Annotated in this window: 14 protein-coding genes; 4 read left to right on the top strand and 10 right to left on the bottom strand. The window is 67.4% G+C overall.

Annotated features, from left to right (window positions below):
- Nucleotide 1: 1 nt before the first annotated feature.
- From paaZ to CLG85_RS14410, 10 genes are all read right to left on the bottom strand, one after another.
- Nucleotides 2-2,071, bottom strand: coding sequence for a phenylacetic acid degradation bifunctional protein PaaZ (gene paaZ, locus CLG85_RS14365; protein ID WP_260349414.1), 2,070 nt, complete (start codon nt 2,069-2,071; stop codon nt 2-4).
- A gap of 17 nt (nt 2,072-2,088) precedes the next feature.
- Nucleotides 2,089-2,841 (bottom strand): Phenylacetic acid catabolic protein, encoded by a 753-nt coding sequence (locus tag CLG85_RS14370; RefSeq protein WP_260349427.1) that lies wholly within the window; start codon nt 2,839-2,841, stop codon nt 2,089-2,091.
- Entirely contained in the window at nt 2,831-3,907 is a 1,077-nt protein-coding gene (gene paaE, locus CLG85_RS14375) for a 1,2-phenylacetyl-CoA epoxidase subunit PaaE (protein ID WP_095881125.1), read from the bottom strand. Before paaE ends, CLG85_RS14370 begins: the two co-directional genes overlap by 11 nt.
- Nucleotides 3,908-3,973: 66 nt before the next feature.
- A complete protein-coding gene (gene paaD, locus CLG85_RS14380; protein ID WP_095881126.1) occupies nt 3,974-4,495 on the bottom strand; it encodes a 1,2-phenylacetyl-CoA epoxidase subunit PaaD in 522 nt (173 codons plus the stop codon).
- 4 nt (nt 4,496-4,499) lie between these two features.
- Nucleotides 4,500-5,354 (bottom strand): 1,2-phenylacetyl-CoA epoxidase subunit PaaC, encoded by an 855-nt coding sequence (gene paaC, locus CLG85_RS14385; RefSeq protein ID WP_095881127.1) that lies wholly within the window; start codon nt 5,352-5,354, stop codon nt 4,500-4,502.
- Nucleotides 5,354-5,641: a 1,2-phenylacetyl-CoA epoxidase subunit PaaB gene (gene paaB, locus CLG85_RS14390; protein WP_095881128.1), complete on the bottom strand. Its 288-nt coding sequence runs from the start codon at nt 5,639-5,641 to the stop codon at nt 5,354-5,356. The genes paaC and paaB overlap by 1 nt, the downstream gene beginning before the upstream one ends.
- A 21-nt stretch (nt 5,642-5,662) precedes the next feature.
- Complete coding sequence (gene paaA, locus CLG85_RS14395; RefSeq protein WP_095881129.1) at nt 5,663-6,661, bottom strand: 1,2-phenylacetyl-CoA epoxidase subunit PaaA; 999 nt, start codon at nt 6,659-6,661, stop codon at nt 5,663-5,665.
- 23 nt (nt 6,662-6,684) lie between these two features.
- Complete coding sequence (gene pcaF, locus CLG85_RS14400; RefSeq protein ID WP_260349428.1) at nt 6,685-7,890, bottom strand: 3-oxoadipyl-CoA thiolase; 1,206 nt, start codon at nt 7,888-7,890, stop codon at nt 6,685-6,687.
- Nucleotides 7,891-8,029: 139 nt separating this feature from the next.
- Nucleotides 8,030-8,926: a PaaX family transcriptional regulator C-terminal domain-containing protein gene (locus CLG85_RS14405; RefSeq protein ID WP_095881130.1), complete on the bottom strand. Its 897-nt coding sequence runs from the start codon at nt 8,924-8,926 to the stop codon at nt 8,030-8,032.
- 66 nt (nt 8,927-8,992) lie between these two features.
- Nucleotides 8,993-12,205: an indolepyruvate ferredoxin oxidoreductase family protein gene (locus tag CLG85_RS14410; RefSeq protein ID WP_375796925.1), complete on the bottom strand. Its 3,213-nt coding sequence runs from the start codon at nt 12,203-12,205 to the stop codon at nt 8,993-8,995.
- Nucleotides 12,206-12,628: 423 nt separating this feature from the next.
- Between CLG85_RS14410 and CLG85_RS14415 the strand changes: the two genes are divergently transcribed.
- The 4 genes from CLG85_RS14415 to CLG85_RS14430 all read left to right on the top strand — a co-directional run bounded on the left by CLG85_RS14415 (nt 12,629) and on the right by CLG85_RS14430 (nt 15,439).
- Complete coding sequence (locus tag CLG85_RS14415; protein ID WP_235865314.1) at nt 12,629-13,060, top strand: Lrp/AsnC family transcriptional regulator; 432 nt, start codon at nt 12,629-12,631, stop codon at nt 13,058-13,060.
- Between the two features lie 300 nt (nt 13,061-13,360).
- A complete protein-coding gene (locus CLG85_RS14420) occupies nt 13,361-13,990 on the top strand; it encodes an ABC transporter ATP-binding protein (protein WP_260349429.1) in 630 nt (209 codons plus the stop codon).
- Nucleotides 13,930-14,445 (top strand): ATP-binding cassette domain-containing protein, encoded by a 516-nt coding sequence (locus CLG85_RS14425; protein WP_260349430.1) that lies wholly within the window; start codon nt 13,930-13,932, stop codon nt 14,443-14,445. The genes CLG85_RS14420 and CLG85_RS14425 overlap by 61 nt, the downstream gene beginning before the upstream one ends.
- 25 nt (nt 14,446-14,470) lie before the next feature.
- The gene (locus CLG85_RS14430; RefSeq protein WP_095884512.1) at nt 14,471-15,439 is read left to right on the top strand and encodes an ABC transporter substrate-binding protein; all 969 of its coding nucleotides are present in this window, start codon (nt 14,471-14,473) and stop codon (nt 15,437-15,439) included.
- Nucleotides 15,440-15,456 lie beyond the last annotated feature (17 nt).

Genomic DNA, 15,456 nt, shown 5'->3' on the forward strand with positions numbered 1-15,456 from the left:
CTCAGACCTCCTGCGGCAGCGGCCAGCTGCGCGCCACCATGGTCAGCACGTCGTATTCGGCCACAACCTCATCCTTCTGGTTGGTGACGCGGCAATCCCAGCGGACCTCGCCGTAGACCGTGCCCTCGCGCGGGTTGATCTGCTTGCAGGTCAGCTGCACCTGCAGGCTGTCGCCGAAGTAGACCGGGGTCAGGAAGCGCAGGTTGTCGACGCCGTAGTTGGCCAGCACCGGGCCGGGATCGGGCTGAACGAAGAGACCCGCCGCGAAAGAGGCGATGAGGTAGCCATGCGCCACGCGCTCGTCGAAGAACGGGTTGGCCCTGGCGGCCTCGCTGTCCATGTGCGCGTAGAAGGTGTCGCCGGTGAAATGCGCGAAGTGCTCGACATCTTCCTCGGTGATGACCCGGCGCTCGGTGACCAGCTGGTCGCCGATGGCAAGCTCGGCCAGCGACTTGCGGAACGGGTGCGTGCCCTGCTCGGCCGGTGCGCCCGCGACCCACTCGCCGGTCACCGCCGAGAGCAGCCGCGGCGTGCCCTGCACGGCGGTGCGCATCATGAAGTGCTTCACCCCGCGCATGCCGCCCATCTCCTCGCCACCGCCCGCGCGGCCCGGCCCGCCGTGGACTAGCGGCGCCAGCGGCGCGCCGTGGCCGGTCGAGCTCTTGGCGCTGTCCCGGTTGCCCAGCATCACCCGCCCGTGGAAGGGCGCAACGCCCAGCACCAGCGTCGACGCGACCTCGGCATCGTTGGTGAAGACCGACGAGACCAGCGAGCCCTTGCCCTTCATCGCCAGCTCGATCGCCTGATCCAGACCCTCGTAGCCCATCACCGTCGCGACCGGGCCGAAGGCCTCGATGTCATGCGGCGCGGTGGCGTTCATCGGGTCGGCGCAGCGCAGCAGCACCGGGTTCATAAAGGCACCCGCCTCGGCATCGCCCGAGACCAGCGCGACCTTCGCCGGATCGCCAAAGACGATCTCCGCCTCGCGGGCGATCTCCATGATCTTCTCGCGCACGCCCTGACGGTCGCCCAGAGAGGCGAGCGCGCTCATCCGGGCGTTTGCGTCCTCCGGCAGACCCAGCGGCGTCTTCGCAAGACGCTCGGACAGCGCCTCGATCACCGCCTGCTCCTGCGCCTTCGGCACGATTACGCGGCGGATCGCGGTGCATTTCTGCCCCGACTTCGCGGTCATCTCGCGGTGCACTTCCTTGACGAAAAGGTCGAACTCCGGCGTGCCCGGCACCGCGTCGGGGCCGAGGATCGCGGCGTTGAGGCTGTCGGCCTCCATGGTGAAGCGCACCGAGTTCTCGACGATCGCCGGGTGCGACTTCAGCTTGCGCCCGGTCGTGGCCGAACCGGTGAAGGTGACGACGTCCTGCCCGGTCACGTGGTCCAGAAGGTCGCCGACGCCGCCGCAGACGATCTGCAGCGCGCCGTCCGGCAGGATGCCCATCTCGAGGATCCGCCGCACCACCAGCTCGGTCAGATAGGCGGTCGCCGAAGCGGGCTTCACGAGGCAGGGCATGCCGGCGATCAGCGCGGGGGCGATCTTTTCCAGCATCCCCCAGACCGGGAAGTTGAAGGCGTTGATGTGGATCGCGACGCCGTGCATCGGCACGAGGATGTGCTGACCCACGAAAGTCCCGTCGCGCGAAAGCCCCTCGACCGCGCCCTCGGGGATCACCTTGGCATTGGGCAGCTCGCGCCGCGCCTTCGAGGCGAAGGTGAGCATGGTCCCGATACCACCGTCGATATCAGGCCAGGCGTCGCGCGCCGTGGCGCCGGTGGCGAGGCTCTCGGCGTAGAACTCGTCCTTCATCTCCATGAGCTTGAGGCCGATCTCTTTCAGCATCAGCGCCCGCTCGTGGATGGTGTACTGGCGCAGCGCCTTGCCGCCGACCTCGCGGCCCCAGTCCAGCGCCCCGGCGAAATCGAGCCCGTCCGAGCCGATATAGGCATGGACCGCCCCGGTCGCGGCGTTGGCGAGCGGCTTGCCCGCGCCCTCGCCGGCGCGCCAGGCGCCCTGCACGTAGCTCTCGAGGCGGCGCGCGGTGCGTCCCGTATCCAGCATTTGCTCGTCCTTCCTGTTCAGTTCAGGCCAAGGCCGGAAAGCACGCTCTCCGCCTCGGCGCGCCACGCGGTGCGCAGCGTCTCGTTGTCGGTGTGGCGCAGGCCCATGGCCTTGAGCTTTTCGAAGCGCTCGGAAACCGCCGGGCCGAAGGTCTCAGCGACGCGCGGCATCCAGTAGGCGACCGAGGCCTTCGCCTCGTCCGTGGCGCCGATCCGTTCGAGCCCCTCGAGCCCCAGTTCCATGTGCCGCTTCTCGCGCGGGAGGATGTCGCGCAGCACCTCGGCCAGCGGCTGGTAGGAGCAGCGCGCCAGCTCGCCCACCGCGTGCTGCGTGGCAAGGCCCATGAGCACGTTCATAACCACCGCGTCGGTCCAGCCGGTCAGCGGGTAGTGGAAGACCGAAAGCCGCATGTCGCCGCCGTGGCGTTTCGCCTCGAGCGTGCTGTCGCGACTCTCGCGTGCGGCCCAGTCGTGGGCCCGCTCGTAGAGGGCCTTGTCGGTGCCGAAGCCCTCCATCAGGTCGAGCACGCGCTCGGCATGGTCGGCCTTTTCCTGGGTGATCCGGCTGGCGGCGATGCGTGCCTTGATGCCCGGCGCCCAGTTGATCGCCCCGGCAAAGCCCGCGGATCCCGCCAGCTCGCTGTCGACGAAGGAGGACATGAGCCGCAAGAGCTCGCCGCGGTAGCGCGGCGGCACGTTCTCGGGCGAGGTCAGCTTGCCGCCCTGCGCGAGGTAGTCGGCGATGTGCATGGTATCGGTGTCATTCGTCATAGCTGAGCACCACCTTGTCGGAGAGCGGAATGCACTGGCACGACAGAACGTAGCCCGCGCGCACCTCGTAATCCTCAAGCGCGTGGTTGATCTCCATCTCGACCTCGCCCTCGATCACCTTGGCGCGGCAAGTCGAGCAGACGCCCGCCTTGCACGAATAGGGCGCGTCCATGTTGTTCTGGATCGCGGCGTCGAGGATGGCCGTGCCGTCCTTCGGCATCTGGAACACCCGCGTCGCGCCGTCGAGCGTGACCGAGACCTCGCAGGTGTTGCCCGCGGCGGCCGCCTGCTGCGACACGGCACGCGCCTTGGCCCGGCCCGGCTGCGACGAGGCGAAGAGCTCGAACTTGATCTGCGCGTCCGACAGCCCGGCCTGACGCAGGCTCTCGGCAATGGTCAACATCATCGGCTCGGGGCCGCAGATGAAGGCGGTGTCGACACTTGTCGCGTCGATCCAGAGGCGGAACAGCATCTCCATCTTCTCGGCGTCGATGCGCCCGGTGAAGAGGTCGATCTCCTGCCCCTCGCTCTCGAGAATGTGGATCACCGAGAAACGCCCGAGATAGGTGTTCTTCAGGTCCTCCAGCTCCTCGCGGAACATGATCGAGCCGACCTGGCGGTTGGCGTAGACCAGCGTGAAGGTGGCATGGGGCTCACGCGCCAGCACGGTCTTGATGATCGACAGCACCGGGGTGATGCCAGAGCCGCCCGCGAAGCCGAGGTAGCTCTTGGCGCTGGCCGCGTCGAGCGAGGTGAAGAAGCGCCCCTGCGGGGTCATCGCGTCGAGCGTGTCGCCGGGCTTGAGGTTTTCATTTGCCCAGGTCGAGAAGGCCCCGCCGTCGACGCGCTTGATGCCGACCTTGAGACAGCCTTCATCGAGCCCTGCGCAGATCGAATAGGAGCGGCGCAGCTCCTCGCCGTCGAAGTCGCGGCGGAAGGTCAGGTATTGGCCTTGGGTGAAGCCGAAGCTCTCGGCGTCCTCGGCGCGGGGCCTCAGCGTGACCACCACGGCATCGCGGGTCTCGCGGCGGACGTCGGTCACTTCGAGGGGATGGAAACGGGGCATGTCAGACCTCCTCCTGTCTGCACAGGGAAATGCGTCGGGGATGCCCCGCAGGGGCACCGGAATGGCTCAGTGGCACTTGAAGTAGTCGAAGGGCTCGAGGCAGTCGCGGCAGCGGTAGCTGGCCTTGCACGGGGTCGAGCCGTACTGGCTCACCCGCTCGGTATGGGACGAGCCGCAGCGCGGGCAGGCGATCACCAGGTTCGACCGGCCCGACAGCCGCGCCGCGCGGCCCGCCATCAGCCCGTCCGAGGCCGTGCCATCCACCGGCGGGGCGATGCCATAGGCGCGCAGCTTGTCACGCGCGGCCTCGGTCACCCAGTCGGTGGTCCAGGGCGGCGACAGGCGGCGTTCCAGCCGCAGGTCGGTGACACCCTTCTCGCGCAGCTGGGTCTCGATCATCAGGTCGATTACCGAGGTTGCTGGGCAGCCGGAATAGGTCGGCGTCACCGCCACCACCAGCGTCTGCCCCTCCCAGCGGACCTCGCGCACGATGCCGAGCTCCGTCACCGAGACCACGGGGATCTCGGGGTCGGGCACCTCGCCCAGCCAGTCCCAGACCTGCTGGGTGGATGGCAGAACCGCGCTCATCGGCTTACCAGCTTGCGCCCGGATAGGCGCGCTGCAGGAACTGCATCTCGGCAAGGATGTAGCCAAGGTGCTCGGTGTGTCGCCCCTGCTTGCCGCCGGAATGCGCGTCGAACCGCTGCTCGGGCTGGCGCAGGGTCGCCTCTTCCAGCACCTCGCCGACGGTCCGCTGCCAGAACGGCAGCAGGTCCGAAAGCGCCGGAGCGATGCCGGCCTCGGCAACCGCGTCGTCGATGGCATCCTCCGCAAACATCTCGCCGGTGTAGCCCCAGACCTTGTTCAGCGCCGCCTGCATGCGGGCATGGCTCTCCTCGGTGCCGTCACCCAGCCGGACCACGAGATCCGACGAGCGCTCGAGGTGGTAGGACACTTCCTTCAGCGCCTTCGCGGCGATCTCGGCGACGCGCGGGCTCGAGGATTTGGTCAGCGCGGTCAGCAGCTCGAAGTGGAAGGCGTCGAAGAGAAACTCGCGCATCAGCGTCACGGCCATGTCGCCGTTCGGCAACTCGACCAGCTTGAGGTTGCGGAACTTCATCGCGTCGCGCAGGAAGGCGAGGTCATCGGCGCTGCGCCCTGCCCCTTCGACCTCGGCGGCAAGGCCGAGCCACATCTGCGTGTGGCCGATGAGGTCGAGCGCGGTATTGGCGAGCGCGATGTCCTCTTCCAGAACCGGGCCATGGCCACACCATTCCGAAATGCGGTGGCCAAGGATCAGGGAATTGTCCCCCATCCGGCAGAGCCAGTCGAAGAACGCAGTCTTCAGCGCCACGTCCGCGACATGCGGATCCTGCGCCTGCGCGGCGGCGGCGCGCTCGGCGAGCGTCACCACGTCCGGCGTTGCGACATCGGGAAGCGAGGGCATCACATGTGCCCCACTTCGTCGGGGATGTCGAAGAAGGTCGGGTGGCGGTAGACCTTGCTCTCGGCCGGATCGAAGAGCGGGCCCTTCTCGGAGGGCGACGAGGCGGTGATCGCCGCCGAGGGCACCACCCAGATCGACACGCCTTCCTTGCGGCGGGTGTAGACGTCGCGGGCGTTCTTGATCGCCATCTCGGCATCGGGAGCGTGCAGGCTGCCGACGTGGCGGTGGTTCAGCCCGTGCTGGCCCCGGATGAAGATCTCCCAGAGCGGCCATTCTTTCTTGGTCATGTCACATCCTCCTCGATGCGCTTATTCAGCGGCCACGTTCGAGGCCGCGCGGCGGGCGGCGGCCTTCTCGGCATAGGCGGTCAGCCCGTCACGGAACCACGCGCCCTTGTCCCAGGCCTCGCGGCGGGCGCCGAGACGCTCCTCGTTGCAGGGACCGTTACCCTTGATCACCTCGAAGAACTCGTCCCAATCGGGCTCGGCGAAATCGTAGTGACCGCGCTCCTCGTTCCATTTCAGCGTCTCGTCGGGCACGGTGAGGCCGAGGTATTTCGCCTGCGGCACGGTCTCGTCGACGAATTTCTGGCGCAGCTCGTCGTTGGTGTTCATCTTGATCTTCCACGCCATCGACTGTGCGGAGTGCACCGAGTCCTTGTCGGACGGGCCGAACATCATCAGCGAGGGGTACCAGAAGCGGTTCAGCGCATCCTGCGCCATTTCCTTCTGCTCGGGCGTGCCCTGCGCCATCTTCATCATGATCGCGTAGCCCTGCCGCTGGTGGAAGCTCTCTTCCTTGCAGATGCGGATCATCGCGCGGCTGTAGGGGCCATACGACGTCCGCTGCAGCGGCACCTGGTTCATGATCGCCGCGCCGTCGACCAGCCAGCCGACCGCGCCCATGTCGGCCCAGGTCAGCGTCGGATAGTTGAAGATCGAGCTGTATTTCATCGCGCCCGAGTGCAGCTTCTCCATCAACTCGTCGCGCGACACGCCCAGCGTCTCGGCGGCGGAATAGAGGTAAAGCCCGTGCCCGGCCTCGTCCTGCACCTTGGCGAGCAGGATCGCCTTGCGCTCCAGCGTCGGCGCGCGGGTGATCCAGTTGCCCTCGGGCAGCTGGCCGACGATTTCCGAATGCGCGTGCTGGCCCATCTGGCGGATCAGCGTCTTGCGGTAGCCCTCGGGCATCCACTCCTTGGGTTCGATCTTCTCGCCGCGGTCGACCCGCTCCTGAAAGGCGCGCTCCTCGGGGCTCATCTCCTCGGGGGACTTCATGCCTTCCGATTTCACCATCTGTGCATACATGGTCGTGCCTCCTCCTGAAGGGGTCAGATACGTTCGAGGATCATCGCGATCCCCTGCCCCACGCCGACGCACATGGTGCAGAGGGCGTAGCGGCCGCCGGTGCGCTGCAGCTGCCGGGTCGCGGTCAGGACGAGCCGCGCGCCGGACATGCCAAGCGGATGGCCCATGGCGATGGCGCCGCCATTGGCGTTCACATGGGCCGCGTCGTCAGGCAGGCCAAGCTCGCGCATCACCGCGAGCCCCTGCGCCGCGAAGGCCTCGTTGAGCTCGATCACGTCCATCTGCTCCAGCGTCAGGCCAGCGCGCTCAAGCACGCGACGGGTCGCCGGAACCGGGCCGATGCCCATGACGCGGGGCGCGACACCCGCCGCCGCCATGGCGACGACGCGCGCCTGCGGCATGAGGCCGTTCTTCGCGGCCGCGGCCTCGGAGGCGACGATCACCCCCGCCGCGCCGTCGTTGACGCCCGAGGCATTGCCCGCGGTGACGCTGAGATCGGGGCCGTTCACGCCGCGCAGCTTGGCCAGCATCTCACGCGTGGTGCCGGGGCGCGGGTGCTCGTCGGTGTCCACCACAAGCGGATCACCCTTGCGCTGCGGCATGGTCACCGGAACGATCTCCTCGGCAAAGAGACCCGCCTTCTGCGCCGCCTCCCAGCGGTCCTGCGAGCGCACGGCAAAGGCATCTTGGTCGGCGCGGCTGATGCCGTAGTCTTCGGCCACGTTGTCGGCGGTCTCGGGCATCGAATGCGTGCCGAAGGCCTTGTCGAGCTTGGGGTTCTTGAAGCGCCAGCCGATGGTCGTGTCATACATCTCGGCATTGCGCGAGAAGGCCGAGGTGGCCTTGCCCACCACGAAGGGCGCGCGGCTCATGCTCTCGACACCGCCGGCCAGCAGCAGGTCTCCGTCCCCGGCGCGGATGGTGCGGGCAGCAAGGCCGATCGCGTCCATGCCCGAGCCGCAGAGACGGTTGACCGTGGTGCCCGGCACCTCGATCGGCAGGCCCGCCAGCAGCCCGGCCATGCGCGCGACGTTGCGGTTGTCCTCACCGGCCTGGTTGGCGCAGCCGAGGATGATGTCATCGACGCTGGCCCAGTCGACCGAGGCATTGCGCGCCATCAGAGCGGCCAGCGGAATGGCGGCCAGATCGTCGGCGCGGACAGCCGATAGCGCCCCGCCGTAGCGGCCGACGGGCGTGCGTATTGCGTCGCAGATGAATGCCTCGGACATCCGATTCCTCCTCCCTCGAGAATCGAGGCCGACCATAAATGACCGACCGATCGGTCAACTAACTAGCACGACATACAGCACATGTTAAGTCACAAATGTCTATTGGCGTGACGCATTGACGAGACGCCTCCCGCGTGGATCACGCCGCCGCCTCGCGTCGCAGCTGAAAGAGCCGCCACTCGGTCTCGTCATTCCGCGCCGCAAGATGCCCATCCGGGCTGAGAAACTCAGTGCCCACATGGGTTTCCGCGAGTTTTGACAGGCCGACATAAGCGGTCACGAAGAGTTTGCGCGCCGCTTCCGCGGGCCAGTCATGAGGATAGGCGGCCCGTGGCAGGCGCGGATCGCTGAGTGCCGCATGGCGGTAGTCATGCACCAGTCGCAGCCGCAGCGCGAGCGCATCCTCCGGTGAAACCCGCACAGGCCCGGCCAGCAGGTCGCGCAACGCGCCATGGCGTGCAAGGAAGCTCGAATAGGCCTCGGCCACCCCGGGAAGACCCCAGCGTTCCGAGGCGAGCTGGCCGAGGTCACCATGCCCGTCAAGTTGTTTCGCGCGAAGCAAAACCCCCGCCACCGGCGCAATGTCCTCGCGATTGGGTGCCAGCGCGACACTTGGCGCAAGCCGCGCCCAAGGCAGCGGCAGATCGGCGTCGCGCAGCGCGTCCGACAGGCACAACAGCCAGTCTTCGGGCACCGGCGGTGGCGCAAAAAGCAAGCGGGCCGCCTCGCGGAATTCGGCCCTCGCGGGCTCGGACAGGCGATAAAAGCTGCGCCGTCCGATCCGCACACCCTCGAGCTGCCCGGCCCCCACGAGGCGAGAGACCGCAGTTCGCACGAGGCTTTCGTTCAGACCATGGCGCGCGCAGCACTCGATCAAGGTGCCCATCCAGAGCATGCCGCCACGCGGCTCGACCACGTCACCATAGATCGTGACGATGAAGGCCGGCGCGCGCGGGGCCTCGGTGGCCGCAAGCTCGGCAAGCGCCAGCGGCTCGGCGGGCAGATTGCGTGCCTCTCGTATCACGGCCTCGTTCATCACATGCCCTCCTGCGGCGGCGCCCGGTGTGACGCGGCGCCAGTTTACGCCAGCTTCCGGGATATGTCACATGATTGTAGAGTCTTTATGGATTTGCGTGCTGCTATCTGCCAGCCCCTCGGCCATCTGCGCCCGGACCCGTGCTGCCGCCGCCTGCTTCACCGGGCCGAAGCCGCGGATCTCCATCACCAGCGCGGCCTTTGCGGCGCGCGTGTCGCGGTTCTCGACGCCCAGCCCTGAAACCAGCCTGCCCAGCAGAGCGCGGTACTCGGTGATGAGGTCGCGCTCCATCTTCCGCTCGTCGCTGTGGCCGAAGGGATCAAAGGCGGTGCCGCGCAGCGGCTTCATCTTCGCAAGCACCCGCAGCGCGGGGCGCATCCACGGCCCGAAAGCGCGCTTGAGGGGCCGCCCGCGTGCATCCGTCCCCCGCGAAAGAACCGGTGGCGCCATGTGGTGCACCACCCGGAACGGTCCCTCGAAACGCGCGGCAAGACCCTCGTGAAAACCGGTCTGCGTGTGTAACCGCGCGACCTCGTATTCGTCCTTGTAGGACATGAGCTTGAAAAGCCCCTTGGCCGCCGCCTCGGTCAGCGCCCCGGCGGCGCCAGTGGCTGCGGTCTCGGCCTCTCGGACCTTGCCGATTTCGCGCAGGTACACCCCTGCCCAGGCAGCATTCTGATAGCCCGTCAGGAACTCGGCCCGCCGCGCGATCATCTCGTCCAGCGTCAGCACCGGGCTCGCGGGCAGGTTGGCGACGCGCTCGACCGCGGCCCGGTCATGCACCAGCACCCGTCCCCAGGTGAACGCATCCTTGTTCTGCTCCGGCTTCACGCCGTTGAGCTCGATCGCCCGCATCAACGCCTCGAGCCCCAGCGGCACCAGCCCCGCCTGCCAGGCCGCGCCGAGGATCATCACGTTGGCAAAGACGCTGTCGCCGAGCAGCGCCTCGGCCAGCGAGTTGGCGTCGAAACTCTGCAGCGACGCCGCATCGACAGTGGCGCGGATCGCCTCCAGCCGCGCGCCCGCGTTGAGATCGGCGTCGCGGTTCTGCACCAGATCGCCGGTGGGCATGACGGCGGTGTTGATCACGGCCCGGGTCTCGCCCTTGCGGTAGGTGGCCGAGGCCTTGGGCGAGGAGCTGACGACCAGGTCGCAGCCGATCAGCGCATGGGCCGAGCTGGGCTCGATCTTGACCTGGTTCAGCGCCGCTTCGGATGCCGCCACGCGCAGGTAGCTTAGCACCGGGCCGAATTTCTGCGCGAACCCCATGAAGTCGAGCACCGAGGCCCCCTTCTGCTCGAGGTTCGCCGCCATCGCGATGAGCTGGCCAACGGTGACCACCCCGGTGCCGCCGACACCGGTGACGAGGATGTCCCAGGGCTGCGAAAGCGCGGGCAGCTCGGGCTGCGGCAGGGCCGCCTGCAGCCGGGCGAGTTCCTCCTTCCCGGCGGCACTGGCTTTTTTCAGCGTGGCTCCCTCGACGGTCACGAAGCTCGGGCAGAAGCCGTTGAGGCAGGTGAAGTCCTTGTTGCAGGTGTTGAGATTGATCTTTCGCTTGCGGCCGAACTCGGTCTCCAGCGGCTCGACGCTCAGGCAGTTGGATTCCACCGAGCAATCGCCGCAGCCCTCGCAGACCAGCGGGTTGATCACCGCGAATTTCTTCGGATCCTCCATCTTGCCGCGCTTGCGCAGCCGGCGCTTCTCGGTGGCGCAGGTCTGCTGGTAGATGAGGACGGTGGTGCCGGGGATCTCGCGCAGCTCGCGCTGCACCCGGTCGAGATCGCGCCGATGCTCGACCGGCACGCCTGCCGGCAGGCCCTCGCGGCGGAGCGCCTCGGGGTCGTCCGAAACCACGACCACCTTCTTGGCGCCCTCCGAGACCATCGACTGCGCGATGGCCGCGACGCTGAGCGGGCCGTCGACGTGCTGCCCGCCGGTCATCGCCACGGCATCGTTGAAGAGGATCTTGTAGGTGATGTTGGTGCCTGCGGCGATTGCCTGCCGCACCGCCAGCGAGCCGGAGTGGTAATAGGTGCCGTCGCCGAGGTTCTGGAAGATGTGCCTGTTGCCGTTGAAATTCGAACGTGAAACCCAGTTCACCCCCTCGCCGCCCATCTGGATCAGCGAGGTCGTGTTGCGGTTCATCCAGCTGGCCATGAAATGGCAGCCGATCCCGGCCAACGCCTGGCTACCCTCGGGCACCTTGGTCGAAGTGTTGTGCGGGCATCCCGAGCAGAAGTAGGGCGTGCGCGCAGCCCCCTCCACGAGGATCGGCGCGGGCGCGGGAACCACGTCCGCCGCCTTGCTCACAAGATCAAGGTCAGGAAAATTGCGCTCCAGCCGCGCCGCGATGTGCCGGGCGAGCATGACCGCGCCCAACTCGTGGGTCCAGGGGATCAGACGGTTGCCCGCCTCATCGCGCTTGCCCACCATGCGTTTCGGCTTCTGGCCCGGGAAGTCGTAGAAATGCTCTTTGAGCTGGCTTTCGATGATGCCGCGCTTCTCTTCGATGACCAGCAGCTCGCGCTTGTCCTTCGCAAAGGCCAGCGCGCCATGGTGCTCGAGCGGCCAAACCATGCCGACCTTGTAGATGTCGAGGCCGATCTCGGCGGCGCGCACCTCGTCGATGCCCAGCAGCCGCAGCGCCTCGAGCACGTCGAGATGCGACTTGCCGGTGGTGACGATGCCGAAATGCGCCTCATGCCCCCATTCGCTGTGATCGATCGGATTGGCGCGCGCAAAAGCCAGGACCGCCGCCTTCTTGGCTTCCATCCGCTCCTCGATCTGCGGCCCCGGAAGGTCGGGCCAGCGGTAGTGCAATCCGCTCTCGGGCGGCTCGAAGTCGGGGGCCACAAAGGAGCGGGGCTTTGGCAGCTCGAAAGACATGCCGGATTCCACGGTCTCCGAGATTGCCTTGAAACCGACCCACATGCCCGAGAAGCGCGACAGTGCGTATCCCCATTCGGCGAAGCTCAGGAACTCGGCCACGTTGGCAGGATTGATCGTCGGCATGAAGAAATTCATGAAGGCGACGTCGGATTGGTGCGGCATTGAGGACGAAACGCAGCCATGGTCGTCCCCGGCCACCACCAGCACCCCGCCATGCGGCGAGGACCCATAGGCATTGCCGTGCTTGAGCGCATCCCCGGCTCGGTCGACCCCGGGTCCCTTGCCGTACCACAGGCCGAAGACCCCGGCGCAGGTGCGGTCCGGGTCGGTTTCGACCTGCTGCGTGCCAATGATCTGCGTCGCCGCAAGCTCCTCGTTGACGGCGGGCACGAAGCCGATCCCCCCCGGCATCCACCAGCGCGCGGTTCCGCGCCACCTCGAGGTCGATCCCGCCCACCGGCGAGCCGCGATAGCCCGAAATGAAACCGCGCGTGTCGAGGCCTGCGGCCTTGTCGCGGCGAGCCTGGTCGAGCGCGATGCGCAGGATCGCCTGCGTGCCGGTCAGAAAGACTCGACCCTCGGTGCGGGTGTAGCGGTCCGACAATTCGTAGTCGCGCAGAATGGGTGTCTGATCGGTCATCGGCTCCTCCCAAAGCCCGTCGCGGCCAAGCCGCGTCCTCCGATCTCAGGGTAAGGCTTGCCGCTGAAACCCCATCTCTAATAGGATCAGATTCACATCATTACTGAAATCCATGTTTCACATTACTGACCCGAATGAACTGCATGACAAAGCTAACGCCTCTCGAAGCCAGAATGCTTGCCATCCTGCAATCCGACGCCTCGATCAGCATGAGCGAGCTCGCGCGGCAGACGAACAGCTCGAGCGCCACCTGCTGGCGGCGCCTGCGGGAACTGGAAGAGGCCGGCGTGGTCAGCGCGCCGGTGCGCCTGGTCGATCCGGCCAAGGTCGGGCGGGGCATGGACGCCTTCTGCCAGGTGCGGATGAAGGCACAGGACGCCGAGGCACGCTCGGCTTTCCAACGGGCGATGGACCTTGAGCCCGCGATCGTCGAGGTCTACTCGATCTCGGGCGATTGGGATTACTTGCTGCATATCGTGGTGAAGGACATCCCCGATCTCGAGAATATCCTGATGACCCGCATCCACGAGCTGGACTGCGTCGCCACCGCCTCGACCATGTTCGTGCTGCGCCGGGTCAAGCACACCACCCGCATTCCGGTCTGAGCCTAGCGAAACCTCTGCCCCGCATCGTCAGGCCACCTCCTTGCGCGTGGGCGAGGACCGAAGCCTCATCCGCCGACAGGCCATGCCAAGGGATTGGGCTTCACCTGCCAGCCAACGCGACGCAGCAAAACGGCAAACCGGCGGCGGCTACAGCCGGCGATGGGCTCAGGCTCATCGACGGCATCGGGGCGATCAGATTTCACCAATCTGTCATGCACATGTCGCCCCGCTGTCGCAGCCCGCGGCCAGAGATCGCAGCGACGCTGCACAGCTGTGCGGCCCGACAGGACAGGGCAGACCATGAGCGACATCCGCATCTCCGGCATCGACAAGAGCTACGGCCAGACGCAGGTGCTGCGGCAGGTCTCGTTGAGCATCGAGGCCGGGGAGTTCGTCGCCGTTCTCGGCCCCTCGGGCTGCGGCAAAACCACCCTGCTCCGCTGCCTCGCCGGCTTCGAGAAGCTCAACGGCGGCCGCATCGAGATCGGCGGAGGCACCGTCTCGGCCCCCGGCCGGCACCTCGCCCCCGAGCATCGCGGCATCGGCGTGGTGTTCCAGAACTACGCGCTCTGGCCGCATATGTCGGTGGCCCAGAACGTCGCCTACGGGCTGAAGATCGCCGGCATTCCCAGGACCGAGAGAAATTCCCGTGTCTCCCGGGTGCTCGATCTGGTGGAACTGGGCCCGCTCGCGCACCGCCGCCCTGCCGACCTCTCGGGCGGCCAGCGCCAGCGCGTCGCCCTCGCGCGCTGCCTCGCCATGGAGAGCCGCGTCGTGCTGCTCGACGAGCCGCTGGCCAACCTCGACTACACCTGCGCGGCGCGCTGGAAGAGGAGTTCGCCGCCTTCCACGCCCGCTCGGGCGCCACCATGTTCTACATCACCCACGACCAGTCCGAGGCGCTGGCCCTCGCCGATCGCGTGGCGGTGATGGACAAGGGCCGCATCCTGCAGTTCGACCGCCCCGAGGCGCTCTTCAGCCAGCCGCAGAGCGAAACTGTCGCCGGTTTCATCGGCGAGGGGCGGGTGCTCGAGGCCGAGGACATCCGCCCGCTCGGGCAGGGCCGCGCCGCCGCCTCGCTGCTCGGCCAGCGCATCGAACTGCGCTGCGCGCCCGGCGAGACCGTGCGCCGCCGCGCCAAGATCTCCTTCCATCCGGGCGATCTCGCGCTGACCGACAGCCGCGACGCCATCCCCGGCAATGTCACCCGCGCCACATACCGCGGCGCCTACCTGCGCGCCGAGGTCATGGCCGGCCCCGCCGGGGACATACCGCTCTCCGTGAACATCGCCGCCCCCGCCGCGCTGAGCCGCGGCCAGCGGATATCCCTCGCCCTGCGCGACGGCTGGGTCATTCCCGATGCCGCGCCCTCTCACCCCTCCTGAAAACGCAACCGCAAGGACACCGAACATGCGTCTTCTCAGCCTCACCCTCGCCGCGACGCTGCTCTCCAGCGCCGCCTTTGCAGAAACCACCCTGACGCTCTACACCAGCCAGCCGCCCGAGCAGGCGCAGCAGACCGTGGATGCCTTCGAGGCCGCCAACCCCGACATCAAGATCGAATGGACCCGCAACGGCACCTCGGCGCTGATGAACGTGGTGCGCGCCGAGATCGAGGCAGGCAACGTGCAGCCCGACGTTTTGCTCGTGGCCGACGTGATCAACCTTGGAGAGCTGAAGGCAGGCGGTCACCTCTTGGCCTATGAGGACGCCCCCGTCGCCGCCTATGACCCCGCCACCTATGACGCCGACATGACCTATTTCGGCACCAAGGCGATGACCACCGGCATCGCCTACAACACCGAGATCGCCGAGCCGGTCACCCATTGGATGGACCTCATCACAGAAGAGAACCGCGGCATGATCGGCGTGCCCTCGCCGCTCTACTCCGGCGCCGCGCTGAACCATCTGCACGCGCTGCTGAACGCCGAGGGCATCGGCTGGGCATTCTACGAGGGCCTCAACGATCTGGACGTCGTCCCCGAGGGCGGCAACGGCCCGGCCACCAAGGCCGTCGCCTCGGGCATGGCGAAATACGCGATCATCGTCGATGCCAACGCGCTCCGCGCCAAGGCCGACGGCTCGCCCGTTGACTTCATCGTCCCCGAGGACGGCGTGAGCTTCATCACCGAGCCCGCCGCCATCATGGCCACCACCGAGCACCCGGAAGAGGCCAAGCTCTTCATCGACTTCCTCCTGAGCGAAGAGGGCCAGAAACTGGTCGCCGAGCAGGGCTCGCTGCCGATCCTGCCGGGCGTCGCCGGCCCCGAGGGTTTCCCCAAGCTCGAGGACATGACCCTGCTTGGCTACAACGTCGACGCCGCGCTCGAGACCAACGAGGCCGTGCGCGCCCACTTCGCCGAGCTCTTCGGGCTCTGAGCGCGTGAGCCTTGTCC

Source organism: Alloyangia mangrovi (assembly GCF_002300555.2).
Lineage (GTDB): Bacteria > Pseudomonadota > Alphaproteobacteria > Rhodobacterales > Rhodobacteraceae > Salipiger > Salipiger mangrovi.

Bases quoted from the DNA above. Each gene is read 5' to 3' on its own strand.
- pcaF (WP_260349428.1), bottom strand. From the start codon at position 7,890: ATGTCCGAGGCATTCATCTGCGACGCAATACGCACGCCCGTCGGCCGC.
- paaZ (WP_260349414.1), bottom strand. From the start codon at position 2,071: ATGCTGGATACGGGACGCACCGCGCGCCGCCTCGAGAGCTACGTGCAG.
- paaE (WP_095881125.1), bottom strand. From the start codon at position 3,907: ATGCCCCGTTTCCATCCCCTCGAAGTGACCGACGTCCGCCGCGAGACC.
- CLG85_RS14405 (WP_095881130.1), bottom strand. From the start codon at position 8,926: ATGAACGAGGCCGTGATACGAGAGGCACGCAATCTGCCCGCCGAGCCG.
- paaD (WP_095881126.1), bottom strand. From the start codon at position 4,495: ATGAGCGCGGTTCTGCCATCCACCCAGCAGGTCTGGGACTGGCTGGGC.
- CLG85_RS14370 (WP_260349427.1), bottom strand. From the start codon at position 2,841: ATGACGAATGACACCGATACCATGCACATCGCCGACTACCTCGCGCAG.
- paaB (WP_095881128.1), bottom strand. From the start codon at position 5,641: ATGACCAAGAAAGAATGGCCGCTCTGGGAGATCTTCATCCGGGGCCAG.
- CLG85_RS14415 (WP_235865314.1), top strand. From the start codon at position 12,629: ATGCTTGCCATCCTGCAATCCGACGCCTCGATCAGCATGAGCGAGCTC.
- CLG85_RS14420 (WP_260349429.1), top strand. From the start codon at position 13,361: ATGAGCGACATCCGCATCTCCGGCATCGACAAGAGCTACGGCCAGACG.
- paaC (WP_095881127.1), bottom strand. From the start codon at position 5,354: ATGCCCTCGCTTCCCGATGTCGCAACGCCGGACGTGGTGACGCTCGCC.
- CLG85_RS14430 (WP_095884512.1), top strand. From the start codon at position 14,471: ATGCGTCTTCTCAGCCTCACCCTCGCCGCGACGCTGCTCTCCAGCGCC.
- paaA (WP_095881129.1), bottom strand. From the start codon at position 6,661: ATGTATGCACAGATGGTGAAATCGGAAGGCATGAAGTCCCCCGAGGAG.
- CLG85_RS14425 (WP_260349430.1), top strand. From the start codon at position 13,930: ATGTTCTACATCACCCACGACCAGTCCGAGGCGCTGGCCCTCGCCGAT.